The organism is Streptomyces sp. NPDC007991 (assembly GCF_042958445.1).
In the GTDB taxonomy this organism is placed as follows: Bacteria; Actinomycetota; Actinomycetes; order Streptomycetales; family Streptomycetaceae; genus Streptomyces.
The window spans coordinates 15,851-37,767 of the sequence record NZ_JBIBJD010000022.1; the positions used below are offsets into that span (position 1 = coordinate 15,851).

The window sequence follows — 21,917 nt, forward strand, 5'->3', positions numbered from 1 at the left end:
CTAGAGGGCTGTATAGGCGTCGCGCCAGGTCACGCGGAGGCGTGCGGAATTGGTGGAGTCGAACGCGGTCCAGCGCATCTCGGACGTGCCGGTCGGCAGGGAGAACAGGTCGATGCGGCTACTCGGGGACAGGTAGGTGGAGGCGTTGCCGCCGTTGTCCCAGGTGACGGTCCGGTAGCCGGGCCGGGTATCGATCTCCACCCAGCGGCCCGCAGCCACGTTCAGCGTGGGCAGGGAGAGGGCGCGGCCGGTGGCGACGTTGGTGATGGTGACGTTCGCGCACGGGCCGAAGATCCGCAGGATGGGCCAAGCGTCGGCGGTTCCATCGTTGGTGACCCATCCGGGCCGGTCCGCGGCAACCGTGCCGTCCTGTACGTAGATGGGCGCTACGACAGGGGCTGCGAACCCCCCGCCGGTGAGCCAGCCCAGCGGCAGCTCGGTGGTGGACTCTTCATCCGCGTAGAGCGTCGGGTCGTGGGCCAGCAGCTCAATGTCCAGGGGCACGTAGCCGTGGATGACCTGCTTGTACTCCGGGTCCAGCTTCCGGGCGCGCACGGTCAGCCGTTTCACCGGCCGGCCGGGCCGCTTGATGCGCAGCGTCATCCCCTGCCCGCCAACGAGCCGCACTGCGGCCGCGTCGGTCGCAGCCTGAAGGGTGGCGACCATGTCGTGACACGCGGCCGGATTCCCGGGGATCTTGATGGCGGCGTCGAACTGGATCTGTCGTCCGGCCCAGTAGTCGGGCCCTGCGAACTGGCCGTCCATGCTGGGCTGGTCCACATCCGATTCCCGCACCGGTGGGCGACCGAGTCCTGTGGTCTCGATGACCTGCACGCTGGTGCCGGCGCCGATGACGACGCCCCCAAGGTCGTACTGCCAGTCCTCAAGCGGCACGGGCGGCCACCCCTCCCCTGCGGGCCCGGCGTACCGAGCGGCCAACCTGCGATGCGATATCCGACGCGGTCGCCCCCGTGCGCACGGCGGTGACGGTCACGTTGGTGGGGCTGGACTCGCGGACGATGACGACCGGCCGGGTCGCGCGGGCGTCGGTCAGGCCCAGGCCGAAGCGGTGCGCCACGTCGTGCAGCACCGGGAGGGCGGAGCGGCGCTTGCTGGGGCTGAGGGGTAGGTATGCCTCCCCGTGCGTCTCCGGCTCAGCGAAACGGATGATGCCGCCGCGGGTGGCGTACATGCCTGCCCGGATGCCGCCGTCGGCGTAGGCCTGGAACCTGTTCGCTTTGATCAGGTCGGCCATGAACCGGTCCGCGCGAGGGCCGAGACTGCTGGAGATCTGCTTCTTGGCCTTGTTCGCCACCTCGATGATCTCGTCCTCGCCGAGTCCGGTGGTGGAGGCCACTTCGTGGATGCCGGTCTTGTTCGACTTGATCGCGGCGATGATCTGCACCAGGGTTTGCACCTGGTCTGCGGTGAGCGAGCTGTTCGCGGTCTTCGCTGCGGCGTTGGCCTTGGCGGCTTTGCCCTTGTCTTTGACTGCGGCGTCGGCGAGTTGCTGCGCGGCCTCGTCGCCTTGCGCTGCCAGCTGCGCGGCGAGGTCGCCGTAGCCCATCGCGGCCAGCTTCGCGAGGTCGTCGGCGAACTCTTTGTTCATCTTGTTCGCGTTGCCGAGTTGCCGCGTGTAGTCCGTCAGGGATGCCTTCGCAGCCTTCTGCAAGTTCCGGAGGGCGGCGGCCATGTCGTTGATGTACTTGGTGCTGCCCGTGGCCATTTTGTGGGCGAGTTTCATGCCGTCCTCGCCCATCGCCGCCAGGGCCTGGGCGACGTCACCGCCGACCCGGTCGGCGACCTTCTCGAGGTCCTTGTTCCAGGCGAGGGTGGCCTTGGAAGCGGACTTGAGTTTCTTCTCGACCGCGCCGATGTCGAAGTACTCGACTTCCTTGGTCTGCCACTTCCCCTTGACCTTGACCTTTACTTTCTTGGTCTTGTGTCCGGCCTGCCCGGCGTCCGAGGCGCTGTAGAGGGAGCCGGTGTTGGGGTCGTAGCGCCAGTCGGTGACGTTGCCGTCGGCGTTCCACTGGATCTGGCTGGGGTCGCCGCCCAGCCGGCGCACGATCTCCTCGGTGATGGCCCGGGAACGGGGTCGCTTAGACGGGGCGAAGGGAACGTAACCCTCACCCTGAGTCTCGGGCTCACCCCACACGCGCCACGATCCGGCGGGGGCGATCTGGGCTACGTGGTTTTCCGCACCCGCGGCGAAGTGGCGGACGCCTCCGCGCTGGATGCCTCCGTTTGCGTAGTAGTCGACCACGGCACCGTCAGCGTGCGCGGACATGCCGCCCTCGCCCTGAACGGGGCGGCTAAGAGTGTTGGACTCGACGATCGTTCGCCTACGGGTGGTGATGAGATGGTTCGTATAGGTGGTGGCCGTTTTGCCGTTGAGGGCGTCCAAGGCGCGGCGCACTGCGGCGATGGCGCCGATGGCCTGACCGTTTGCGGTGAACACCGCCGTCTTGCCGTTGGGTAGCTGCCTGGTCTTCAGGCCTACCGCCTCAAGAGCTCGGATGGCGGCGGCGTTCAGCGTCGAGACGGTGATCTGCTTGGCGCCCGGTGTTCTCTTCACCTGCGCCTGGACCTGCTGGAGTTGCTGGATGGCCTGTGCCGTCTCAGCGTTGACGTGGACGTCCTTGCCGCTGGGGGTGGCGCTCAGCTTCTGAATCAGCTGGTCGAGCTGGTCCCGGGCTTCCTTCGTCGGCGCGGTGATCTTGTATTCGCGGGTGCCGGGAATCAGTTTGATCTTGTAGCCGAGGTCTTCGAGCTCCTTCTTCGCGCCCTCGCCGAGCGCGTCGACCTTGATGGTCTTCTTGTCCGGGAACTGCTCGAACCGGGCCTGCACCGCAAGGAGCTCAGACAGGGTCTGGTCCACGCCCTGCGTCTGAAGCAGGATCGACACCTGCCCAGGGATCAGGCCCAGAGAGTCGGCGACCGCGCCGGCCTGCTTCTCGGTCAGGCCGTAGCCAGTGCCCAGGTCGATGGCGGCCTGACGGGACTTCTCCATCTCCCCGCGGGCCGCGGCCAATGATTCCGGGAGGCCCTTGCCCTGGGACTGGGCGAAGTCGTAGGCGGCGATCGCCGCTGACGCTGACCCGTCGGCGATCGTGTTGAGGGTGTTGAAGAGGGACTGGCCGTTCTTCGTGGTCGTGTCCAGTGCCCCGTTGGCCTGGAGGAGGGCCTTGCCCCAGCCGTCGGCCTTGTCGACACCGGCGGCCATGGCCTCGTTGGCGTTGGTGATGGCCTCGTTCACGCGGGCCTGCGCCGCCTGCAACGAGACGCTGCCGCCGGACAGCAGGTCGAGGGCGTCACGCAGGGCGCGGGTTCGGGAGTCGGCGTCGGCGGTTTTGTCGGCGAGCGCGGCCACGGCAGTTTTCAGCCGGTCGTAGGCGCTGACGCCGTCGCCGGTGCCCTTGGTTGCCGAGTCCAGGTCACGGGCGTTCTTCGCTGCTTGCTTGGCGTCCCCCGACATGCCCCGTAGAGCCTTGGCGGCCGCCCCGTAGGCGCTTGATGACGCTTCGGCGGCTTTCGCCTCCTTGGTCTGCCGCTCCAGCAGGCCCCCACCGTGTGTTCCTGCGGCAGCGACCTCGGCCTGCTTCTTGGCGAGGACTTCCATCTTGGAGGCGAGATCGTCGACGCTTTCGCCCTGTCCGAGGTAGGAGTCGGTCAGGTCGGACAGGCTGTAGCCCATCGTTCCCATGACATCGGCCAGGGACTTGCTGGTGCCCGCGAGTTTGGTGTTCTGGATGTTCTGGGCGGCCTGCTGGCGCACCGATTCGTCGATGACGCCGTTGGACTGGCGCATGGCCTGGGTGAGGCCGTCGATGTTGGCTTTATGCTCGGCGGCCTTCGCTGCGGCCTGCTGCTGGGAGGATGCCAGCATTCCCAGGCCGACGGTCAGGCCGGTGAGGGCGAGGCCCCAGGGGCCGCCCATGGCGCCCATCAGGCCGCCCATGGCGCCGCGTAGTCCGGCTCCTGCGGCTGAGGTGACGCCGCGGACGGCTCCGGCGAATCCGGTAGCGCCTGCGGACGCGGTACGGAAAGCCTCGCCCATGCGGCCGATGAGCGGCACCCGGGTCTGGAGGACGGCGAAGGCGGCGCCGTAGCGGGACAGGGACTGGCCGGCGGATGCGGCCAGCGTCCGCTGCACGGTCATCTGGTCGTTCAGGGAGCGGAAGGCGGTGGTGACCCGCCCGGACACGGTGGAGGCCAGGCCGGCCATGCGGGGCTGGATCCGGGAGACCAGCATCGCGGCCAGGACGAACTGCTGGATGGGGCCGGGCAGCGCCCCGAACGCGGAGACCAACCCGGCAACGATGTGCCCGATCGGGACGAGGATCGCGGACAGGGATCCGATCGCGCTGGCCGCAAGGTCGGCGGCCGTGACGATCGTGTCCAGGGTGGAGGAGACGGTGCTGCCCTCGCCGCTCAGCCCGGCGAACGCCTCAACGACGGGTTCGACGCCATGGCCGAGGTTGGTGAGGACGTCGATGACCATCTTCCCGGCGGACAGCACCAGGTGCAGGAAGTCGGCCAGGGCTTGTGCGCCGAGGTCTTTGAATCCGCCGGCCATGTCGCTGACGGCGTCGGCGATCCCGGAGAACTGTTCCCGGGCGGCTGCGGCGATGTCCGGGCCGAAGAGGGTGGCGGCGTCGTTGATGTAGTCGAAGAACGCTTTGATCTTCGGGGTGGCGGTGTTGAGGCCGTCGGTGACGCCGCGGACCAGGAACTCCAGCCCCGGGGCCATGCCCTGGTAGATCGTCAGGCCGGTCTGGCGGGCCTGCGTCTTCAGCTGGAGCATCGCACCGGCCAGGCCCTTGCCCTTGGCTTCGGCGATCGCTGATGCGGCCCCGGTCTGGGACACGGCCTGCATCAGGTTGTCGAACGATTCGACGCCCTGGTGGGCCAACGCGATCGCACCCGACATGGCAGGCTTGCCCATGGCCTTCTTCACCGCGGCGGCGAAGTCCTGCTGCGTCATGTGGTGCTGCGCCTTGGACAGGCCGTCGATGACGTACCTGAGGCCCTTGAACCGGCCTTGGGCGTCCCACGCCTGGATGCCCATGGCCTCGAGGCCTTCGGTCATCTGCTTCGTGGGAGAGGCCAGGTTGGCGAACATTCCGCGCAGGGTCGTGCCGGCGGTCTGGCCAAGGATGCCCGCCTTACCGAGCATGCCGACCGCAGCGGCGGCTTCCTGCATGTTGACGCCGAGGCCGTGAGCGACGGGCCCGGCATATTTCATCGCGTAGTAGATGTCGATAATGTCACCACTGGCCGCATTTGCGGTGGCGGCCAGTGTGTCGGCGGCAACGCCGGCCTGGTCGGCGCCCATGCCGAACTGGTCCATCATGTCGCCGAGGTACTTCGCGGAGTCTGCGGCGTCGACCTGCGCGGCGGAGGCGAGGACCAGGCTGGCGCGGGTGGCGGAGATGGCCTGGTCGGTACGGAACCCTGCCTTGGCCAACTCGACCATGGCTTCGGCGGCGTCCGCAGCCGTCGCGCCGGGCAGCCGCAGGTCATTACCGAGCTGGTCGGCGGTCGCGGACGCGCGCTGCATCTGCGCGGCGGTGGCGCCGGTGGTGGCGCCGAACGCGTTCATCGCCTGCTGGTACTCGTTGCCCTCCTTGACGAGGTCGGCGGCCCCCATGGTGAGCGCCCCGCCGGACAGCAGCACCGCCATGCTCTTCAGGTGCTCGCGGGTGCGGCTGGTTTCCTCCCGGTAGCGGCGCATGCCCCGCACCCCGGCATCGCCGATACGGCCCATGCGGGCGTCGGCGCGGCGGGCAGCATCGGCCAGGCGCAGCAGGTCCCGGATCGCGGTGTCGATCTGCCCGGACATGCGGGCCAGTTGCTGCCCGGTGGTGCGGGAGTGGTCGCCGAGCGTGTTGACGTGCCGGTTGGCGGTGCGGGCTGCGTCTCCGTACCGGGTCAGGCGCCGGGCGACGGTGCCGGCGTTGTCGCCGAGCCGGTTCAGGTCGCGTGCGGTGCCGCGGGCCGTGCTGCCGAGGGTTCGGATGTGCCGGGACGCGGTTTGGGATGCCTGCCCGAGCTCCCGGACTTCCGTTTTCGCGGTGCGGGCTGCTGTCCCGAGGCTGCGGGCGTTCTTCGCGGCGCTCTTGAGGGCCTGGGCCAGGTCGTTGCCGTGTCCGCGCAGGTCAACGGACAGATTCCAGTTGGCCACCCGGCCCTCCCTTCATGTCGGTCAGTCGTCGTTGTCGGTGCGGCGTTTTTGCAGTTCGCGGATCAGGTCCAGGGCGGCCTGCTGGGAGGCCGGGACCAGGCCGACTTTCATCCCGTGCGGGGGCTCCCCGTCCCGGGACAGTTCGGCCTGCTTGTCGGCGATGACTTCGCAGCCCACGCATTTCTGCACGACGGCCACATACCGGTCTTCTTCGTCTTCGCCGCCGTGGTCCCAGTCGTCGTGCCGGGTGCCGCACTGCGGGCACACGGTGCGCTGGTAGTCGCGGTAGGCGAGGGCTTTGGCCCGGTCCCGTTCGGACCAGCGGCCGTCACCGATGCCGAGGAACTGGCTGTGCGGGATGCGGTACTCCTCGCACAGTTCCAGCTCTCGACGGAAGCGCTCATCTCGGATCAGCCTTTTCCCAGGTCCGCGCGGGTCTCGCCCTGCACCTGCCAGGCCGTGTCGAACAGTTGGGCGGCCTCGCCCTCCGACCAGTCGGTGAGGTATTCGGTGGCCTCGTCGACGGTGATGCCGTCCAGGGAGGAGGCGGCGATCAACTCGGGGCCGAGGGTTTCGGGGTTGAATGCCAGCCCGTCCTCGGCCTGCTCTTCCGTCGCCGGGTGCTCCTTCTTCAGCGCCTCGAAGTCGGGCCGGCGCATCGCCTGGAACCTGAGCACGATCGCGGCGTCGTCGAACGCCCGTTGCGCGGCTTCCGTGTCGGCCTGGGCCGTCGTGAGGGTCTTCTTCAGGTCCTTGTCGCCGGGGTCGGCTTCCGCTGCGATGCGGGCCCGCCGCTCGGCGTACTGGGCCGCTGCGAGGCGCTGCTTGACGTCCTGGTCGTCGCAGATCGTCATCGTCATGACGGGGCGCTGCCGGGCGGCGAGACGCTCCCGGGTCTTGGTCCAGTGCGGATCGCGGTCGACGGCGTTCTGCGGCGGCTGCGCCTTGGTGCTGGTACTGGTCATGGGGTGGTCCTCCAGGGAAGGGGACCTGGCCGGGCGCCACAGTGGACGCCCCTTCCCGAACGCGTGCGGGCCCGGCCAGGCGACTAGGGGGGATCAGCGCTTGGGCGGGGATCAGGTCGCCGGGACGGTGGCGTTGAGCAGCGGCCGGTCGGTGATGGAGAACTTCACCATGATCTTCGCGGCTTCGTTGTCGGCGGTGATGGCCGGACTGTTGGAGGCGACACGGACCGGATGGACGTCCATGCCCTTGGTGCCGCCGGTCTTGCCCTTGCGGCAGATGATGACGAAACCGGTGGTGCCCTTGGCGAGGTCGGTTTCGATGGTGTCGGTGGTGTCGTCCTCGTAGAACGTGAGAGACGAGTCCGAAGCGGAGTCGTCGCCGGGGATCTTCGACACGAACGTGGAGTCCATGTCGGGGGTTTCGATCTCCTGGTTTTCCAGGGAGAACCCGTCGACGGCGGCGATCTGCTTGGTGTAGTCGGTGGCGCCGGTGATCTCGGCGAGGGTGGGCATGTAGCCCGCGTCGGTGATGGTGTCAGCAAAGAGGATCTTCGTGACGCCCTTGCGGTTGAACCTGGCCATGGTGTGGACCCCTACAGCGGCTGATAACTGTGTGGCGGCCACCTGCCTGGTGGCGTCCGCGGGGGTCCCGCCGCGGTGCGGTCTTTCCGCCTGGCCCAGGGTCAGGCGGGGGTCAGGTCAAACCTGAACCTCTGCACGTCATTGATGATGGCATCGTTCGGATCACTCGTTCCCCCGGGCTCTATCTCCACCGAACGGCTGGTGTTCTTCACCCCGGGCAGGTTGAGGGCGTTCACCCACAGCCCGGTGACCGGATCGCGGGCGAGGAACGCGCGGCGGGCCTTGTCGGCCATCCACAGGGCCTGGTCCAAAGTGCCGGCCGATCCGGGCCTGGACGGATCAGGCCCGGACACGGACGTGATCTGCACGATCAGCGTCATGTCCTCGTTGTCATCGGCGAGCGGCGCCCCGGACACGGACGCATCAACGACGTACTGGATGTAGTACGGGGGCTCGGCCTGCGGCATCCGGCCGTCCCCAACCGGCTTACTGGTGGCGGCGGCGAGCAGCGTGTGCACGGCCTTCGCCGCGAGCCTCTTGTCGATCACAGCAGCACCTCCGCAACGGCGAGCCGCATCTGCGCCATGAGGGTGTCCCCGATGAAGGGCAGGGCGGGCTGCACATGCGGGAAGGGCGGCTGGTTGAAGGAGCGTCCCAAGCTGTCAGTGCCGACGAACCCGAACTCCAGGCGGCGGCCTTGCGGGGCCATCGTGCCCAGGGTGCAGATCGCCCCGTGCGGGATGCGCCTCGTCTCGGCTTGCCACGAGTTGCGGTAGGCGCCGGTGATGACGTTCGGGCCGGGCCGCCCGGAGGCGTTACCGCGGATGCGCGCCTTCCCCAGCTCACCTGTGTGCTGCACGCCGCGCGCGATGGCCGGGCCGATGCGGGTGGAGGCCCTCTCGAGTCGCTCGGCGAGTTCGTCGGGGGTCACAGTGCCTCCCGGCGGGGGGCCTGGTTCTGGTCCAGGGGGGTGATGCGGACGACTTCCACCGTTCCGGCCCGCCCGGGGTCCTGACAGGTCCAGGACCGGCCGATCAGCGCCGTGCGCGCCGGGTTGTGCACGGTGACGACAGTGACGAGGGCGTCCTTCGGGGCGACCGGTGCCGTCAGTGGGGTGAGCAACCGGTAACGGGACTTGGTTTCCTGCACCCACGGCTGCCCCGCGTCGGGAGTGGCGGAAATCTCCGACTGGGCGGTCCCGCCCTGCACCGCACCCGGCCCCTCGTACAGCACACCCCCGGGCGGGTACTCCAGCAGGCCGGTGTCGTCGTTCAGGACCGGTTCACCAGTGGCGGGCAGGGTGATACGGACGGTGTCGACGAGGAGGTTCGTCCCGATCCACGCCGTCACCCCTGCCAGGGCTGCATCGAGGCCGGCCATCACACTCCCCTGCCCCGGGCCCAGTCGGCGAGCGTGGCCAGCATCGCGGCGGTCAGGCCGTAGCGTTCGTCGGACAGGTCGTCCCGCTCGAGGGCGGCGCCTTCGAGGGCGGCCGGGTTGATGTTCTTCAGGAAGGCGGCGATCTGCTCGCCGAGGTCGTGCGCAGGGTCGGCGACGGCAACCCGTGCGAGGCCTTCCCAAATGAGGGTGTCGGTTTGCCGGGTGTGCAGGACCAGCATGGGCAGCGAGTCGGCGATGGAGTGCTCCAGCTGGTATCCGACGATCTGTCCGGGGGGCAGTGGGGTGCCGTCCAGGGTGACGGTGGCGTGTCCGGGCTGGGCGTCGATGCGGACGTTGTGCGCCTGCGGTTCGGCTGGCTGCTCGGTCATACGGGGTCTCCTGAGACGAGGCCGCGGCGGCCGTTGAGGTCAGGGCGCGGGATCCAGGACCGTATGCACCCGTGGTGGGCGATGGGGTAGGCGGCCGCGTCGTCAGCGGAGCGGATGGTGCCGCTGGCGTGGTCGGTGTCCTGATGGGAGACGAACCCGCACTCGCTTCCATCCACACACGCAAACCACGCCGCCTCGAGATCCAGCCGACCAGCGTTGATCGCGCCGTGGTTCGCGGTCACCACGCCTTGGTAGCCCAGAGCGGACCGTGCCCAGTCCTTCACCGGGTGCCGGGCGTTGTTGCGGTAGATGACCGTGGACAGCGGATGGTCGGCGGTCAGGCGAGCAGAGTCGATACCAGCGTGGTTGCGGCCCAGGGTGACGGCGCGGGTGGCGTCCTGCGCTGCGCGGGCGAACGCTTGGGCGCGGCGTACTGCTTCTTGGATGCGGCCGATGAGGTCGGTGTAGAAGGTCGCGGTGAGGGCTGTCACGGCGGCCTGATGGTCGGCGCTCCACTGGAACAGGCTGGTGTCGGCGCCGGCTTGGTGCAGGGCCCGCTGGGCGCCGTCGCGGTAGGCGATGGGCAGGTCCTGGGCTGCCCAGCGTTCAGCCAGAGCGCGGGTGAGGCGGTTGAACTCGCCGACTTCCTGGTTGAAGGAAGCCATGACGGTGCGGATACGGGTGGTGGACCCGAGGCCGGGCCGAAGGCGCTCCAGGGTGCGCAGGAGGGCGTCCTGAGCGGTGGCCAGGCGCTGCCACTGCCGGACAAGTTCGGCTGTCGCCGCGGCGATGAGGGCGGTGAGTGCCGCCCGGTCGTCGGTGGCAGGTGCGGCGGTGGTCATCGCCGGGACCGTGCTTTCAGGTAGAGCACGCCGAGGGTGTCGGGGTTACTGCCGGCCGGATCGTCCGGGGCGGGCGGTTGCCCGCTCTCAAGCTGCGCGATCTTCCGTTCGTAGGCCTTGATGTTCTCGGTGTAGGACACGCCGACGACGGAGGTCACGGTCACGGTCGACGGCTGTTCCAGCAGTGCGGCAAGGCGTTCACGCAGGATCTCGAGTGCGACGGCACGGGCGGTGCCCAGACGGGCGTAGCGGGTCTCGAGGTCGCTGGATGGGGTTGCGGCGCCGAGCTGGGCTTTCAGCCAGGCGAGTACGGCGGCGTCCATGCCTGCTGGCCTCCATCAGACGGGTGAGTGCAGGAAGGGGTGGTGCGGGTGCGGGCCCGCCCTGTTGGCGCCCCCACCAGGGGCGGGCCCGCACGCCGCTATTCGCCGCTGGCGCCCTCTCCGGCGGCGTTCCGGCCCCGAGCCGGCTTCTTGGCCGCGGTCTTGCGTGCGGCCTGCTTGTCGCCGTCGTCTCCGGTCTCGTCTTCGCTGGATGACGAGGAGGTGTCGGCGTTCTTCTTCTCGACGGTGGGGAGTTCGCCGTCTTCCCACGCGTCGGGGTTCTTCACGAGCGCCGCGTATTCGGGTGCGGGCTCTTCACCGGCTCGCAGATGCACCATGAGGCGCGTCTGCGGGTCCTTCACGAAGGTGTCCACTGCAAGCTTCGCCATGGTCAGAACACCTTCGCGGTGATGTGGATGTCCGGCACGTACAGCACCGGCATCGCCACGGCGGAGCCCTTGGTCCACACCTGTACGGGGTCGTCCTGCCAGCCGTGGGTGACGATGATCCCCGGCGCCTCTTCCAGCTCGATGGCCGGGTTGTCGCCGGTCGTCAGAGCGATGGATTCGGCGGTGATGCCGTACTGAGTCTCGCCCCACTGGGTGCGGTTCGGCGGCACCATGATCCACCGGTCTACTGGCAGGGGGCGGGCCATGGTGCCGTCGTCCTTCGGGATCTGCACGTCGTAGATCTCGACCGGCGGGAGGTTGTAGCGGGCGCGGACCGCGTCGACCTCGTTCGGGGCCAGCGTGGCGGTGGGCGTGTTGGAGGGGTTCACCGACCCGTAGTAGGCGGCCCGGTAGGCGTCGTTCCCGGAGAGGAGCGCGCGCGCCTGGTAGGAGGTGAGGACCTTCTCCGGCATCGGCGCACCCGAGGCGCGCAGCGTCTCCAGCCACGCCATCTCGTCGGCGATCGGGTCCGACGTCGGGTCGGTCCACGGGGTGGCTGCGGTCGGCATGTTCGCCGACGGCACCTGCGCGTCGTACTCCACCGTCAGGCCGTTCTCGCCGGTCAGCGTGAACTTTCCGTCGGTGAGGAGGTCGCCGACGGCGAGTTCGAGGCGGGAGCGGATGGACTTGGTGTGCGCGGCGACGTCGTCGAACAGCATCTCCACCAGTTCGGAGGCGTCCTGACCGCGCCGGACGGCGAGGAGGATCGTCTCCAGCTCTCCCACGAGGTACTTCTGGCCGAGCGGGGGAAGCTGGCCCTCGGTCTCGATCTGCTTGACCTCGCGGGACGCGATCGGGGTCTGCGCGTCGTAGGCGCGGTACTTCGCGGCGTTGACCCGGCGGCTGGTGCGGCGGGTCTTGTACTTGACACCGTTGATCTGGCGTTCGGGCATGACGTTGCCGGTGAGGGCGTAGGACGCCTCGGTCTGCACGGCTCGCGCGAAGGCGATGATCTCAGTGGCCGTGATGTCCCTGAGCAGGGCTTCAAGCATCAGTGATCACCCTTTTCAGGAGAGGTCGGAGAAGACGATGTGGTCGGTGCGGGATGCTGCGGCCGGGACCGTGAAGGCCACCGGGAGCTTGGAAACGTCGACGTCGCCGACGATGCGCAGCGCGGCACCGATCTTGGTGGAGCCGGTGTTGAATGCGGTGTCGAACTCCAGGAGCCCGGCGAACACTTCGGTGCCGTCGGCGGCGGCGGAGTCGTACGGCCCGTACAGGCCGGATGCGGTGACCTTGCCCAGCGGCGTCCCGGACGGGATCAGGTTGGGCAGTCCGTTCGCGGCGGCCGTGTAGTCGGTGCCGGACGTGAACTGGGCGAGGTCGAGGGTGACCGTCTTGTTGGTTTCGGTGCCATACGTCGACAGCAGCCAGCGGCGGTCTGCGGTGACGGTGGTCTCCGTGGTGGTCGGCTGGATGTCCACGCCGATCTCCTCCCGTGGAAATGGGGATCGTTGATCTTGGGGCGGACACCGGGTGGGGTGTCGTCCACGGGAGGAGAGGCGTGGTCCCTCGGTCTACAGGGCCGCGGGTTAGGCGGCGTCGGGCTTTCGGGCGTAGCCCATCTTCACGGCGCGGGCATGGGCGCGGGCTTTGACGTCGTCCTTGCTGGGCGTGGTGCGGGCCGGGGGGCCGCCGGCGGGGGCGCCTCCGGGGGCGGGGGGAAGCGTGTTGGGCTGCGGGGCGGGCGCGGCCCCGAACAGTTCGGGGCGACGCTGCTTCAGCTTGGTCGCCGCTGCGGCGATGGCGTCGGCTTCGGCGTCCGGGGTGGCCGCGAGGTCGCGCTCCAGCATGGCGAAAGCGTCCTGAAGGTTGGGCTGGTCCTCGAGGTCGACAGCACCCAGCCGGACCAGGGCCATCTCGAGTTGCAGGTCTCGGCGCGCCTTGGCGGTCTCGGCGTCACGCTTGGCGGTCTCCGCTTCGCGGGAGGCGATCGCCTGTTCCTTCTGGGCGAGTTCCTCGGCGCGGCGCTGCTCTTCGGTGAGCATGGCCTTGCGGGCGGCCTGGGCTTCCTTGAAGGACTCGGCGAAGGCCTTCGGGTCGAACGTGTTGACGTCGAAGTCGATGCCGGCGGCTTCGGCTATCTCCCGGTAGGCGGCGTGGCGTCCGCGGCGCCGCTGTTCGGTCATGTTCTGGGTGAACTTTTCCTGCGGCATGACGACCTGGTCGCCGTCGTCGACCGGGGTGGGCGTGGTGCGCTTGGGGGGGACGTCGGCCGGTGTCGGGTTGGGCGGGTCGCCTCCGTCGTTGTAGAACACGGCGAGGGCGGCCGGGCCGAGGTACGGGTGGGCCCAGCCGGAGGCGGCGGTGTGGCCGGGACGGTGCGCGGGGCGACGCATTGGTGACAGTCCTCCCATGGACGATCGTTCAGGCCCCGCGCCTAGATCACAGTGCAGCACAGATGTCACGGGTTGTTCCCCCCGCTCCCTTGCGCCGGGTCCTTGCCGTCGCCCGCCGGGGGCAGGATCGGGGTGGGGGTTTCCGGCTCGTTGGGGGCGCGGCGGCCGAGGAACGCGGCGACCTCGTCGGGGTTGCCGAGGGCATCGGCGAGGTTGCGGGCGTCGACGAAGGAGCGGGCGTCTATCCGCTTCAGCTCCTCCTCGGCGTCCTCGATGGGGAAGCCGGCCTCCATGAGCATGCGGATGCCGGTCTCCTTGCTGATGACGCCCTTCTCCACACCGTTGGCGACCTGCTCGAGGATGCCTGCCTTGTCGGTGGGCTTGTACGGGCCGAACACGAGCCTGGCGGGCAGCGGGGTGATGCCGGCCCAGTCGGGGTGCTGCCCGGCCAGGTGCAGGCGCTGCACGAACTTCAGCAGCAGGGCGTACTTGTGGTCGCGGGCCAGGCGCATGGACCCGATGAGGGAGTCCAGGGGGCCCAGGGAGATGTCCAGGGCGTACCCGGAGGGGGCTTTGGACGGGTCGACGGTGCCGAGTGCGACGGCGGGGAGGCGGGACACCTTGGCGGCCCGGTCCTCAAGGTCGTGGACGTGCTCGCGAAGCTCCCGCAGGGCGGAGGAGGTGTCGACTGCGGTGAGCTTGCCGTTCTCCCCCAGTTTGAACAGGGCGCCGGGGCCGACGTCCATCTGGGCGCGAGGGTCGGTGACGCCGGAGATGGCGACCATGGGCAGGCCGGTGGTGGCGGAGGCGCGCGCGGAGTCGGTGTCGGAGCCGGCAAGCTCGTCGAACACCTGCAACACCTTGGCCAGGGAGCTTTGGCCCCAGTGTTCTTCCGCGGCGGGCACGGTGTTGGGGACGTGCACGACCGGAATGAAGTCCAGGAGCAGGTCGAGGTGGTCAAGGACTTCCCCGTCGGAGCGGGTCGCGAAGGTGGCCTTGTTCAGGGGCAGGGAGTCGACGTCGGTTTCGCCCTTGAGGTCGTCGAGGTTCCAGGTGGCGTCGGTCAGGTAGCAGGTGAGCGTGGTCGGCTGGTCGTTCCACGGGTACAGGCGGGTGATGGTGCCCGTCTCGGGGTCGACAGTGTCGCCTTGGCCGAGAACCGGGACGAGGGTGCCATCCGCGTCTTCGATGGTGCGTACCGCCCGTACGGCACGGCCGTCCTCGTTGACGCCGGCGGCGGTGGCGGGGCCGATGGGGGCGAGTTCGTAGGTGATACGGCGGATGCGGGCCTTCAACTCGCGGCGGGGGTCTTCGGGGAGCTCCCACGCGAAGTGCACACGGGTCGGGAACTCGCCGCCGTCGTCGTCTTCGCCGATCAGCGGGAAGTAGAAGCCGGGGTCAACACTTCGGACGGTGGCGCGCTGCTTGGCGGGGTCCCAGGCGAGCCGGTACACGCCGTCCCCCAGTGCGACGGCTTTGCGTTCGGTCTGCTGGATCCGCATGGGCAGGAGTTCGTCGGTGGCCCAGTCCCGCAGCAGGGTCTGGACGCGTTCGGCGAGGGCGGTGTCGGTGTCGCTGTCGGGGTCTTCGGCGCCGGGCACGGTGATGGTCTGCTCACGTCCCAGCACGTGCGACATGATCGCGTCGATGAATAGGGACGGGTCGCCGAACTCGCGCTTGTCTCGGGCGGTGGGCCCGTCGAGGACTTCGGCGAGTTCGGCGGCCTGGTTGTTGTCGTACGCGGCGAGGAGCTTGTACGCGGCGAGGCGGCGCTCGTCGTGCGGGGGCACCCACGTTGCGCGGGCTTCGGGGAACGCCCGGCGGTACGGCATGCCGCGGGGGTCGGCGTAGATCGGCTTGTAGTTCAGCCAGGACCACGCGTCGATGGTGACGCGCTTGAGGCCGGACATGAGGCCCACCGCTGCTCCTCCACAGCCGTACCACTGCCGTGCGACAGGCCCCGCGCCTAGTGATCAGGGTACGGGGGTTGGGCGGCCGGGTTCCCCCAGAGGTCGGCCAGGGCGTCCCGAGCGGGGCGGCCGGAGAATCGTCAAATCACCAATTCACCCGCACGAGTGACGATTTCGGGGAACGCGACCCGACAATCCGCGCGGTGCGGGGGTCTTGCCGGGAATTCCGACCATGGAGGTCCGGAGGTGTGCTTCGGAGGCCGTAGACTCTCCATCGGGTGTTCGTTATCGACGTGTTCACCACCTTGCCTCCGGCCGCCGCGGCCCGGAGGAACAGGCCCGCTCCGGGATGTTCAATCCCTAGGGCCGAACAAGAGGTGATCATGAACAACGAACAGCCGGACTGGAACTTCTGGTGCTTCATCACCAGCCTCCTGGACCTCTACCTCCAGTTGGCGGCGCACCTGTAGTCCCGAGCCCGGCAGCCCGCTAAGGAATCAGACCGCCTCCCAGCCAGGGGGGCGGTTCTGTTTTGCCCGGCGCTACCGCATCTACAGATGCGCTGACGCCTCAGCCAATGTACATCGGTTTTGCTATTTAGCCGAACCCGCAGAACCCAAATCAGCGACGCTGCGCAATGTGGGTAGCGGCCAACATTGCGGCATCTTTCGAATCGTCAGATCAACGATCTGGCATATGCAGCTTGTATGCCGCCGCTTTGCTGACCTGCGGTGATGCGTGCGTGCTGGCTACTTGCTGCGATGGTGAAGCCATCAGTCGTGACTGCTGGCCAGGCAGCGGGCAGTGATGCGATCACCACTTCCAACGTGCTGCTAGCGGCGGCCGCGGAGCCTCTGATCGCTGTAGTGCTGGGTACCGAGGCCTTCCTGCGCTGGGTCTGCCAGCTCGGTGAGTGCGTGCACGGCGGCGTCCATCCGGTCGGGGCTGTCCATGCCGGGCAGCCAGGTCACCATCTGCCGTTCCAGATCGGGGAACTCCCCAACGTGGTGCACCCGCCCCTGCTCGTACAGCTGGGCGATGGGCTCTGCGCGCAGCCGCTTTCCCTGCTTGGCGTTCACTTCGATGATCCGTGGCATGGGGCGGCCCCCGGTGCGGCCGTCGCGTTCCAGCTCTCGCCAGGCTTGGATGAGGACCTGGCGGGTCATGTCGCCGCCGAAGTTCGTCTCCACCACCCAGGCGTCTGAGCCGATGTCGAGGGCGAGCAGGCACGCCTCGAGGCCCCAGGCGTTGGCGCCGTGGCGGCCGGAGCGGTCTGCGAACAGGTACAGCTCGCCTGCGGTGTCGCGGCCGGCGGCCATGATGCCGGTTTCGTCGTTGGCGGTGCCGGATCCTCCAGAGGGGTCGATGGCGACTAGGGAGCGCGTGAGGTCGACGCCGCGGAACGCTGCGGGGCTGACGCGGTTTCCGGTGATCCATGCCCACTGCCAGACGCCGCCTTCAAGGGGCCTGGGCTGCTGCTGGTAGAGGGCCCACCAGACGCGCTCGCCGACGGACTTGCGGATCCTGGCGTAGTCGTCTTCGTTGTACCGCTCGGGCCAGAGGGCTTCGCCGGGCTGCCGGCCGAGGGGGTCGTCTGCGGTGAGGGCGATGGCGGGGAGGTCGATGACGATCCAGTCGTCGGGTTCTTCTTTGAGGAGCCGCCCGGAAAGGTCGTCGTCGTCCCAGCGCGTGTTCACGAGGAGGACGGAGCCTTGGGGTTCGAGGCGGGTGAGGAGGACGGACTGCCACCAGTCCCAGACGCGTTCCCGCTGAGTGGGGCTGCTGGCGTCTTCTGAGCCTTTAAATGGATCATCGACGACTGCGACGTGAGCGCCGCGGCCTGTCAGAGGTCCACCGACACCGGCGGTGACCATGCCGCCCTCGTGGCCGTCGATATCGAACCTGTTGGCGGCCTGGGATCCGTACTTCAGGTTGATGCCGAGGGTGGGGGCGTGCTCGGTGATCGTGTTGCGGATCCACCGACCGTGGTCGTCAGCGAGGTGAGCGGCGTAAGAGGCGAGCATGAACCGGTGGTCCGGTTGCCGCCGCAGATACCAGGCGGGTCCCCAGCGTGAGGTGCGGCGGGACTTCCCAGCGCGTGGCGGCATGGTCACCATGGCGCGGATGCGTTCCCCGGCGGCAATGCGCTGATAGATCCGGTCGATGATGTCGAGGTGGCGGGCCTGCATCTCTTTGTGGTGGGTGAGGACCGCGGCGAGCGCACCCGGGGAACGGTCCATGGCCATGTCGCGTTCGATGACGGCGAGCTGGGCGCGCAGGTCGTGGGAGGCGCTGCGGATGATGTCCAGGCGCTGCTCGTCGGGCAGGGTCCGGTAGACGGCGAGGAGGCTGCTATTCGCTGCCACTATCCGCCTGGCCTTCGTCCTGCTCGCCGGTTCCGTCGGGTACGGCGCTGGGGGCGGGGTGGAGTCCGATGAGTACTTCGAGTTCAGCGGTGGTGGCTTTGCTCATCTGGAGGGGGCCGCCGTCTGCGCCGGTGACTTCGGCCTTGGCCGGCATGTCGAGGCCGTTGAGTTTTGCGCGGCGGTCCATGAGGCGCAGGACGGTGTCGACGGCCCGCATGTCGATCTCCTCGCCGACGATGTTGCGTTCCTTGTCGAAGACGGGTGTGGGCTGGGTGGCGCGGGGCCAGGCGGCTTCGAGGAGGGCGTCGAGGCGTTCGTTCTCCTGCTGCCGGTAGATGCTGACTTCGGCGGCTTCGGCGTCGCGGTGGGCTTCGAGGGCTCGGTGGAGGTCTTTGCGGGCGGCGTCGGGGCTGCTGTAGCCGATGGCTGCCACGCGTTCGTCGTCGTAGCGGACTCCTTCGCGGCGGAGCTTGAGGAGTTTGGTGCGGCGTACGGCGACTTCGTCAAGCTTGAGTTTGGACCATGCCATGGCGGTGGGGCTCCCGCTGTGTGTGGTTGTGAGGCCCCGCGCCTGTGACGAATGATCGCCGATATTCGCGTTTGGGTTCCCCCGGGCCTGGGGGCGGGGGGACCATGCGCGGCATGGATGAGATGCGTTGGGGGCGGGCCGCAGGGGTTCTGGTGGCTGTGGTGCTTGTGCTGTCGGGGTGCAGCGGGGGCGACGCTGCCGGGGGTGGGAAGCCGTCGGCGCCGGCGTCGGCGTCTTCGGCTGCTGTGGTGGAGCCGCGGGCGGCGTTCGAGGCGTATCAGGGGGTGGCGGCGTCCGGGTGTTCGGATGCGGATGACTGCCAGGCGTTCATGACGCGGAAGCTGGCGGCCGCGGTGAAGGTCAGGGACGCAATGCGGGCGAGGGATGCGTCCGTGTATGCGGAGCCGATCGGCTACGTGAACCTGGCGGAGCGTCAGGCGGACCATTTCGGGCGGGGCAATCTGGGGGCGAAGGGCAACATGCTGGCGGTGAGTACCCCGTTGCAGCGGATGGTGGCGTGGTTCCGGGAGCATCCGGAGGGGTGATGTGGAACGGCCTCGCCACCAGGGGGAGGGTGGCGAGGCCGTCTGCTGCTCGGGCGCCGGGGGGATGGGCCTCGAGCGGTCTGTGGCACGGCCCGGGCCTTGGTAGGGCGCGGGGACACCGGTACCGGTGGTCCGGGCCGTGCAGTTCTGATGCTGCACTACCGGGGCGGGTTTGTCTGAGGCGCGTTCCCCCGGGGGCTACTTGGGGAGCTGGTTGCGGGTGTTGGCCAGGACGGCGACGGTCTTGGTGTGGGCCTGCCGCTGGTCTTGGTGGACGGTGCCGTTGTAGTGCTGGTGGATGACGGGCGGGGCGGCTTCGGCCACCTGCTTGGCGCGCTTGACGAGTCGCGACAGGGCGAGGATCGGTACGGCGAGGCTGGCGGGGACTGCGGCCATGAGGCCGATGACGGTGGGGTCGGCTTGGCTGGAGAAGTGCATGACGCCGGATACGGCTCCGCCGGCGCAGAGGAGGAGGAAGCCGCCGCCGATCATGCGAGCGGTGTCGTCAACTGCTTTCCCGCTCATGGCTGCCCTGCCGGGTTGGTCGACGGGTGGGGTGGTGCCGATGCGGGTGCCGTCCTGCCAGGAGGGGAGGTCGGGGTTGTTGTAGGAGGTGGGCTTCTCGTAGACGGCGTCGACTGCGGCGGCGATCTGCGTGGCACGCTGGAGGGCAGTGTCGGTGGGCTTGCTGGTCTGGGGGGCGGGCTGCTGCGGGTTGGTGAGGTCGGTGTTCACGGGGGCTCCTGGGCGGCGGTCGGTAGGGGTGGAGATGCAGAACGCCCCCGGGTACGACCCGGGGGCGTTCCTGGTCGCTTGCGTGTCAGTCGTCGTCCGTGTCGTTCTTGGACATCTCGTTGAAGTAGATGGCCGCGAAGCGCACGGCGGCGTTCTCGCTGAGTCCGGCCCTCTGAAGGCTGGAGATCAGCTCACTCATGTGGGCCATCGCCTCGTCCATGGGCGTCATCTTCAGGTCCGGGAACTCGTCCGACATCAGGAACCTCACCGCTCGGGGCCGCGTAGGTTCCATCATCGCCCCTTGTGAGCTTGTCCTGTAGGGCGAGTTTCGCGCAGAGGTCTCGGAAGGTGCGGTCAGAGAGGGTGTAGCCGGCCTTGACCATGAGGGGGTACACCTCGGACGGCTTGGCGGGCTTGCCGAGGGTGGCGAACAGTTCGACTGCGAGGTCGTCGTTGGACTTGGGGGCGACACGGGTTTTGGCGAGTTCGATGGCGGCGTCCTGGGCTGCGGCGCGTTCGAGTTCGTCTTCGTCGAGCATGGTCTCGGTGAGTCGCGGGATGGCCATGGTGGCTCCGTGCGGGGTGACTGGGTCGCCGTCTTCGTCGACGGCGCGGCCCAGCAGTTCGTCGTAGGAGGCGGGGGTGGGCCAGGAGCGGTAGAGCTCCCACACCGATTCGTGCATTCGGTCGGGTCCGACGTTGCCGTAGGCGTCGCCGCGGAGGTTGGGGATGCAGCGGGCCCAGCGCTGCCCGTAGGCGAGGCCGGCGGCGCGTGCGGAGACTTCGTCGAGGTCGGGCCGGATGTGTGAGAGTTCCCGGGCGGCGTCCATGAACAGGGTCTGCATGCGCTCGTAGTCGGCGCTGTTCTGGGTGAATGCTTCGGCCATGGTGGCGTAGGCCTTGGCGGGGGCGGGCTGGAAGGGGCCCTTGGTGGCGGACATGTAGACGACGGTGCCGGGGTCGGTGAAGATCGCCATGTCGGGTGCGCCGAACCCGGGGAACAGCATGTGGAGCTCGGATGCGTTGTTGGTGCGTAGTCCGATGCGGCCGGGGGTGAGTTCGTCCATGGCGGCGGTGATGTAGTCGCGGGTGGCGCGCAGGCCGGTGTTGGACACGCGGACGTTGACGGAGCGGCCTTCTTCGATGATGAAGTCGATGCCTTCGAGGACGTCGTCGGGCATGGACTTGGTCTCGTCGATGCGGATGTGAATGGCGGGGATTTCGGGGCGGGCGGGAAGGTTGTCGATGTCCTCGTCTTCGAGGAGGTCGGCGTATTCGGTTTTGCGGGCGGCGATGATCGCCCGGGCGGCCTGGACCATGAGGCGGCATTCGTCTTCGGTGGTGGCGGGCCAGTCGATGAGGGGCACGCCGATGCCGTACCGCAGGTAGGGGTTGATGAAGACGGCGCTCATCTTGGCGGAGGTGTCCATGTCCCAGACGAGGGCGTCGATGCAGCGGATGAGGCCGAGGCCGAGGGTTTTCATCAGGGCGGTCTTGCCGGAGCCCTGGGCGCCGATGGCGATGAACCCTTCGTCCTTGAGGTTGAGGGCGGCTTCGGAGCCGTTGCCGATGATGCCGAATCCGACGGGCTTGTTGATGGTGGTGGGGGTGAGCTTCGGGTAGGGGATCGCGCCGGCCATCATGTTTTTGCGGGTGATGGCGATGAAGACGACGTTGCGGGGCACCTCGGGGCCGCCGGCGGAGAAGGACACGCCGCCGCCCTTGGGGAGGTGGAGGGCTCCGGCGAGTTCGGCTTCGTAGCCGCGGAGGGCGTCGATGTTCAGATGCGCCGGAAGGGTGATCTTCACGGTTTCGCCGACGCCGGAGGGCCAGCGGTCGACGATCGGGTCCGCAACGGCGCCTTCGATGCCGCAGATGTCGTACAGAAGCTGCGCCCAGCCGTCCTGCGCGGCCTTGATCTGCTCGCCCTCTGCGAGGCGCCGGTCCAGCTCGGCTTCGGCTTCACGGGTGGTCTCGCCCCACTTGTCCATACCGATGTTGACAGCGGCTCCAGCGGCCCAGGTGGACACGCCGATGCTCATGGTGAGGAAGGTGGGCTGGGTGGCGAGGGCGTAGGAGAGCCAGCCGGTGGTCGCGAGCCAGGAGGAGGCGCGAGCGACCATGACGCGCCGCCAGGAACCGCGGGCCTTCTCGTAGGCGACGGCCGCGCCGGTGCAGACGATTCCGGCGGTGGCGCCGGCTTGCCAGGGGATGTCGGCGAGGGGGGCGACGAGTGCGCTGGCGCAGGCGAGTTCGGCGCCCCAGGCGGTGAGGCGTCCGGGGGTAACGGCGTCGCGGCTGAAGTCCCACCGCTTCTCAGCGGGCGTCACCAGCTCTGCGGGGATGTCGGTCTTGGTCATGGTCTTCATCTCCTCT

The 21,917-nt window shown here is 68.6% G+C and carries 21 protein-coding genes; 1 reads left to right on the plus strand and 20 read right to left on the minus strand.

Translation table 11 applies throughout. The annotated features are described in order from the left end of the window. The 18 genes from ACFZDA_RS39520 to ACFZDA_RS39605 all read right to left on the minus strand — a co-directional run bounded on the left by ACFZDA_RS39520 (position 1) and on the right by ACFZDA_RS39605 (position 18,261). Positions 1 to 894: a hypothetical protein gene (locus tag ACFZDA_RS39520; RefSeq protein WP_391091032.1), complete on the minus strand. Its 894-nt coding sequence runs from the start codon at positions 892 to 894 to the stop codon at positions 1 to 3. Next, entirely contained in the window at positions 884 to 6,187 is a 5,304-nt protein-coding gene (locus tag ACFZDA_RS39525) for a phage tail tape measure protein (protein ID WP_391091034.1), read from the minus strand. Before ACFZDA_RS39525 ends, ACFZDA_RS39520 begins: the two co-directional genes overlap by 11 nt. 21 nt (positions 6,188 to 6,208) lie before the next feature. Beyond that, positions 6,209 to 6,454: a hypothetical protein gene (locus tag ACFZDA_RS39530; RefSeq protein ID WP_391091036.1), complete on the minus strand. Its 246-nt coding sequence runs from the start codon at positions 6,452 to 6,454 to the stop codon at positions 6,209 to 6,211. Positions 6,455 to 6,597: 143 nt separating this feature from the next. Then, positions 6,598 to 7,152 (minus strand): hypothetical protein, encoded by a 555-nt coding sequence (locus tag ACFZDA_RS39535; RefSeq protein WP_391091037.1) that lies wholly within the window; start codon positions 7,150 to 7,152, stop codon positions 6,598 to 6,600. Positions 7,153 to 7,263: 111 nt separating this feature from the next. After that, positions 7,264 to 7,734: a hypothetical protein gene (locus ACFZDA_RS39540; protein ID WP_391091039.1), complete on the minus strand. Its 471-nt coding sequence runs from the start codon at positions 7,732 to 7,734 to the stop codon at positions 7,264 to 7,266. A gap of 101 nt (positions 7,735 to 7,835) precedes the next feature. Next, entirely contained in the window at positions 7,836 to 8,252 is a 417-nt protein-coding gene (locus tag ACFZDA_RS39545; RefSeq protein WP_391091041.1) for a hypothetical protein, read from the minus strand. Positions 8,253 to 8,278: 26 nt separating this feature from the next. Continuing rightward, positions 8,279 to 8,665 carry a hypothetical protein gene (locus ACFZDA_RS39550; protein ID WP_391091043.1) on the minus strand — a complete coding sequence of 129 codons (387 nt, stop codon included), beginning with the start codon at positions 8,663 to 8,665 and terminating at the stop codon, positions 8,279 to 8,281. Further along, positions 8,662 to 9,114 (minus strand): DUF6093 family protein, encoded by a 453-nt coding sequence (locus ACFZDA_RS39555; RefSeq protein ID WP_391091045.1) that lies wholly within the window; start codon positions 9,112 to 9,114, stop codon positions 8,662 to 8,664. The genes ACFZDA_RS39550 and ACFZDA_RS39555 overlap by 4 nt, the downstream gene beginning before the upstream one ends. After that, on the minus strand, positions 9,114 to 9,503 hold the full coding sequence (locus ACFZDA_RS39560) for a hypothetical protein (protein WP_391091047.1): 390 nt from the start codon (positions 9,501 to 9,503) through the stop codon (positions 9,114 to 9,116). Before ACFZDA_RS39560 ends, ACFZDA_RS39555 begins: the two co-directional genes overlap by 1 nt. Further along, complete coding sequence (locus ACFZDA_RS39565; RefSeq protein ID WP_391091049.1) at positions 9,500 to 10,345, minus strand: hypothetical protein; 846 nt, start codon at positions 10,343 to 10,345, stop codon at positions 9,500 to 9,502. The genes ACFZDA_RS39560 and ACFZDA_RS39565 overlap by 4 nt, the downstream gene beginning before the upstream one ends. Continuing rightward, entirely contained in the window at positions 10,342 to 10,668 is a 327-nt protein-coding gene (locus tag ACFZDA_RS39570; RefSeq protein ID WP_391091051.1) for a hypothetical protein, read from the minus strand. Before ACFZDA_RS39570 ends, ACFZDA_RS39565 begins: the two co-directional genes overlap by 4 nt. 98 nt (positions 10,669 to 10,766) lie before the next feature. Beyond that, positions 10,767 to 11,057 carry a hypothetical protein gene (locus ACFZDA_RS39575; RefSeq protein ID WP_391091052.1) on the minus strand — a complete coding sequence of 97 codons (291 nt, stop codon included), beginning with the start codon at positions 11,055 to 11,057 and terminating at the stop codon, positions 10,767 to 10,769. Between the two features lie 2 nt (positions 11,058 to 11,059). After that, positions 11,060 to 12,109 carry a major capsid protein gene (locus ACFZDA_RS39580; RefSeq protein WP_391091054.1) on the minus strand — a complete coding sequence of 350 codons (1,050 nt, stop codon included), beginning with the start codon at positions 12,107 to 12,109 and terminating at the stop codon, positions 11,060 to 11,062. Between the two features lie 15 nt (positions 12,110 to 12,124). Then, positions 12,125 to 12,541, minus strand: a complete 417-nt coding sequence (locus ACFZDA_RS39585; protein ID WP_391091056.1) for a head decoration protein — start codon at positions 12,539 to 12,541, stop codon at positions 12,125 to 12,127. A 108-nt stretch (positions 12,542 to 12,649) separates the two neighbouring features. After that, positions 12,650 to 13,456 (minus strand): hypothetical protein, encoded by an 807-nt coding sequence (locus tag ACFZDA_RS39590; RefSeq protein WP_391091058.1) that lies wholly within the window; start codon positions 13,454 to 13,456, stop codon positions 12,650 to 12,652. Between the two features lie 65 nt (positions 13,457 to 13,521). Continuing rightward, positions 13,522 to 15,375: a hypothetical protein gene (locus ACFZDA_RS39595; RefSeq protein ID WP_391091060.1), complete on the minus strand. Its 1,854-nt coding sequence runs from the start codon at positions 15,373 to 15,375 to the stop codon at positions 13,522 to 13,524. Between the two features lie 824 nt (positions 15,376 to 16,199). Further along, a complete protein-coding gene (locus tag ACFZDA_RS39600) occupies positions 16,200 to 17,732 on the minus strand; it encodes a terminase large subunit domain-containing protein (protein ID WP_391091062.1) in 1,533 nt (510 codons plus the stop codon). Continuing rightward, the gene (locus ACFZDA_RS39605; protein ID WP_391091064.1) at positions 17,719 to 18,261 is read right to left on the minus strand and encodes a hypothetical protein; all 543 of its coding nucleotides are present in this window, start codon (positions 18,259 to 18,261) and stop codon (positions 17,719 to 17,721) included. The genes ACFZDA_RS39600 and ACFZDA_RS39605 overlap by 14 nt, the downstream gene beginning before the upstream one ends. Before the next feature lie 113 nt (positions 18,262 to 18,374). Here ACFZDA_RS39605 and ACFZDA_RS39610 point away from each other — a divergent pair, with 113 nt between their 5' ends. Then, positions 18,375 to 18,806: a hypothetical protein gene (locus tag ACFZDA_RS39610; RefSeq protein WP_391091066.1), complete on the plus strand. Its 432-nt coding sequence runs from the start codon at positions 18,375 to 18,377 to the stop codon at positions 18,804 to 18,806. A 198-nt stretch (positions 18,807 to 19,004) separates the two neighbouring features. Here the strand turns inward: ACFZDA_RS39610 and ACFZDA_RS39615 are convergent, their stop codons facing one another. Continuing rightward, a complete protein-coding gene (locus ACFZDA_RS39615; protein WP_391091068.1) occupies positions 19,005 to 19,541 on the minus strand; it encodes a hypothetical protein in 537 nt (178 codons plus the stop codon). A gap of 191 nt (positions 19,542 to 19,732) precedes the next feature. Then, a complete protein-coding gene (locus ACFZDA_RS39620; protein WP_391091070.1) occupies positions 19,733 to 21,901 on the minus strand; it encodes a hypothetical protein in 2,169 nt (722 codons plus the stop codon). Positions 21,902 to 21,917: the final 16 nt, after the last annotated feature.

What these genes read in the sequence shown, in the direction of transcription:
- ACFZDA_RS39570 (WP_391091051.1), bottom strand. Translation starts at nt 10,668, where the DNA reads ATGGACGCCGCCGTACTCGCCTGGCTGAAAGCCCAGCTCGGCGCCGCA.
- ACFZDA_RS39575 (WP_391091052.1), bottom strand. Translation starts at nt 11,057, where the DNA reads ATGGCGAAGCTTGCAGTGGACACCTTCGTGAAGGACCCGCAGACGCGC.
- ACFZDA_RS39590 (WP_391091058.1), bottom strand. Translation starts at nt 13,456, where the DNA reads ATGCGTCGCCCCGCGCACCGTCCCGGCCACACCGCCGCCTCCGGCTGG.
- ACFZDA_RS39605 (WP_391091064.1), bottom strand. Translation starts at nt 18,261, where the DNA reads ATGGCATGGTCCAAACTCAAGCTTGACGAAGTCGCCGTACGCCGCACC.
- ACFZDA_RS39560 (WP_391091047.1), bottom strand. Translation starts at nt 9,503, where the DNA reads ATGACCGAGCAGCCAGCCGAACCGCAGGCGCACAACGTCCGCATCGAC.
- ACFZDA_RS39610 (WP_391091066.1), top strand. Translation starts at nt 18,375, where the DNA reads ATGGATGAGATGCGTTGGGGGCGGGCCGCAGGGGTTCTGGTGGCTGTG.
- ACFZDA_RS39565 (WP_391091049.1), bottom strand. Translation starts at nt 10,345, where the DNA reads ATGACCACCGCCGCACCTGCCACCGACGACCGGGCGGCACTCACCGCC.
- ACFZDA_RS39620 (WP_391091070.1), bottom strand. Translation starts at nt 21,901, where the DNA reads ATGACCAAGACCGACATCCCCGCAGAGCTGGTGACGCCCGCTGAGAAG.
- ACFZDA_RS39540 (WP_391091039.1), bottom strand. Translation starts at nt 7,734, where the DNA reads ATGGCCAGGTTCAACCGCAAGGGCGTCACGAAGATCCTCTTTGCTGAC.
- ACFZDA_RS39580 (WP_391091054.1), bottom strand. Translation starts at nt 12,109, where the DNA reads ATGCTTGAAGCCCTGCTCAGGGACATCACGGCCACTGAGATCATCGCC.
- ACFZDA_RS39555 (WP_391091045.1), bottom strand. Translation starts at nt 9,114, where the DNA reads ATGGCCGGCCTCGATGCAGCCCTGGCAGGGGTGACGGCGTGGATCGGG.
- ACFZDA_RS39535 (WP_391091037.1), bottom strand. Translation starts at nt 7,152, where the DNA reads ATGACCAGTACCAGCACCAAGGCGCAGCCGCCGCAGAACGCCGTCGAC.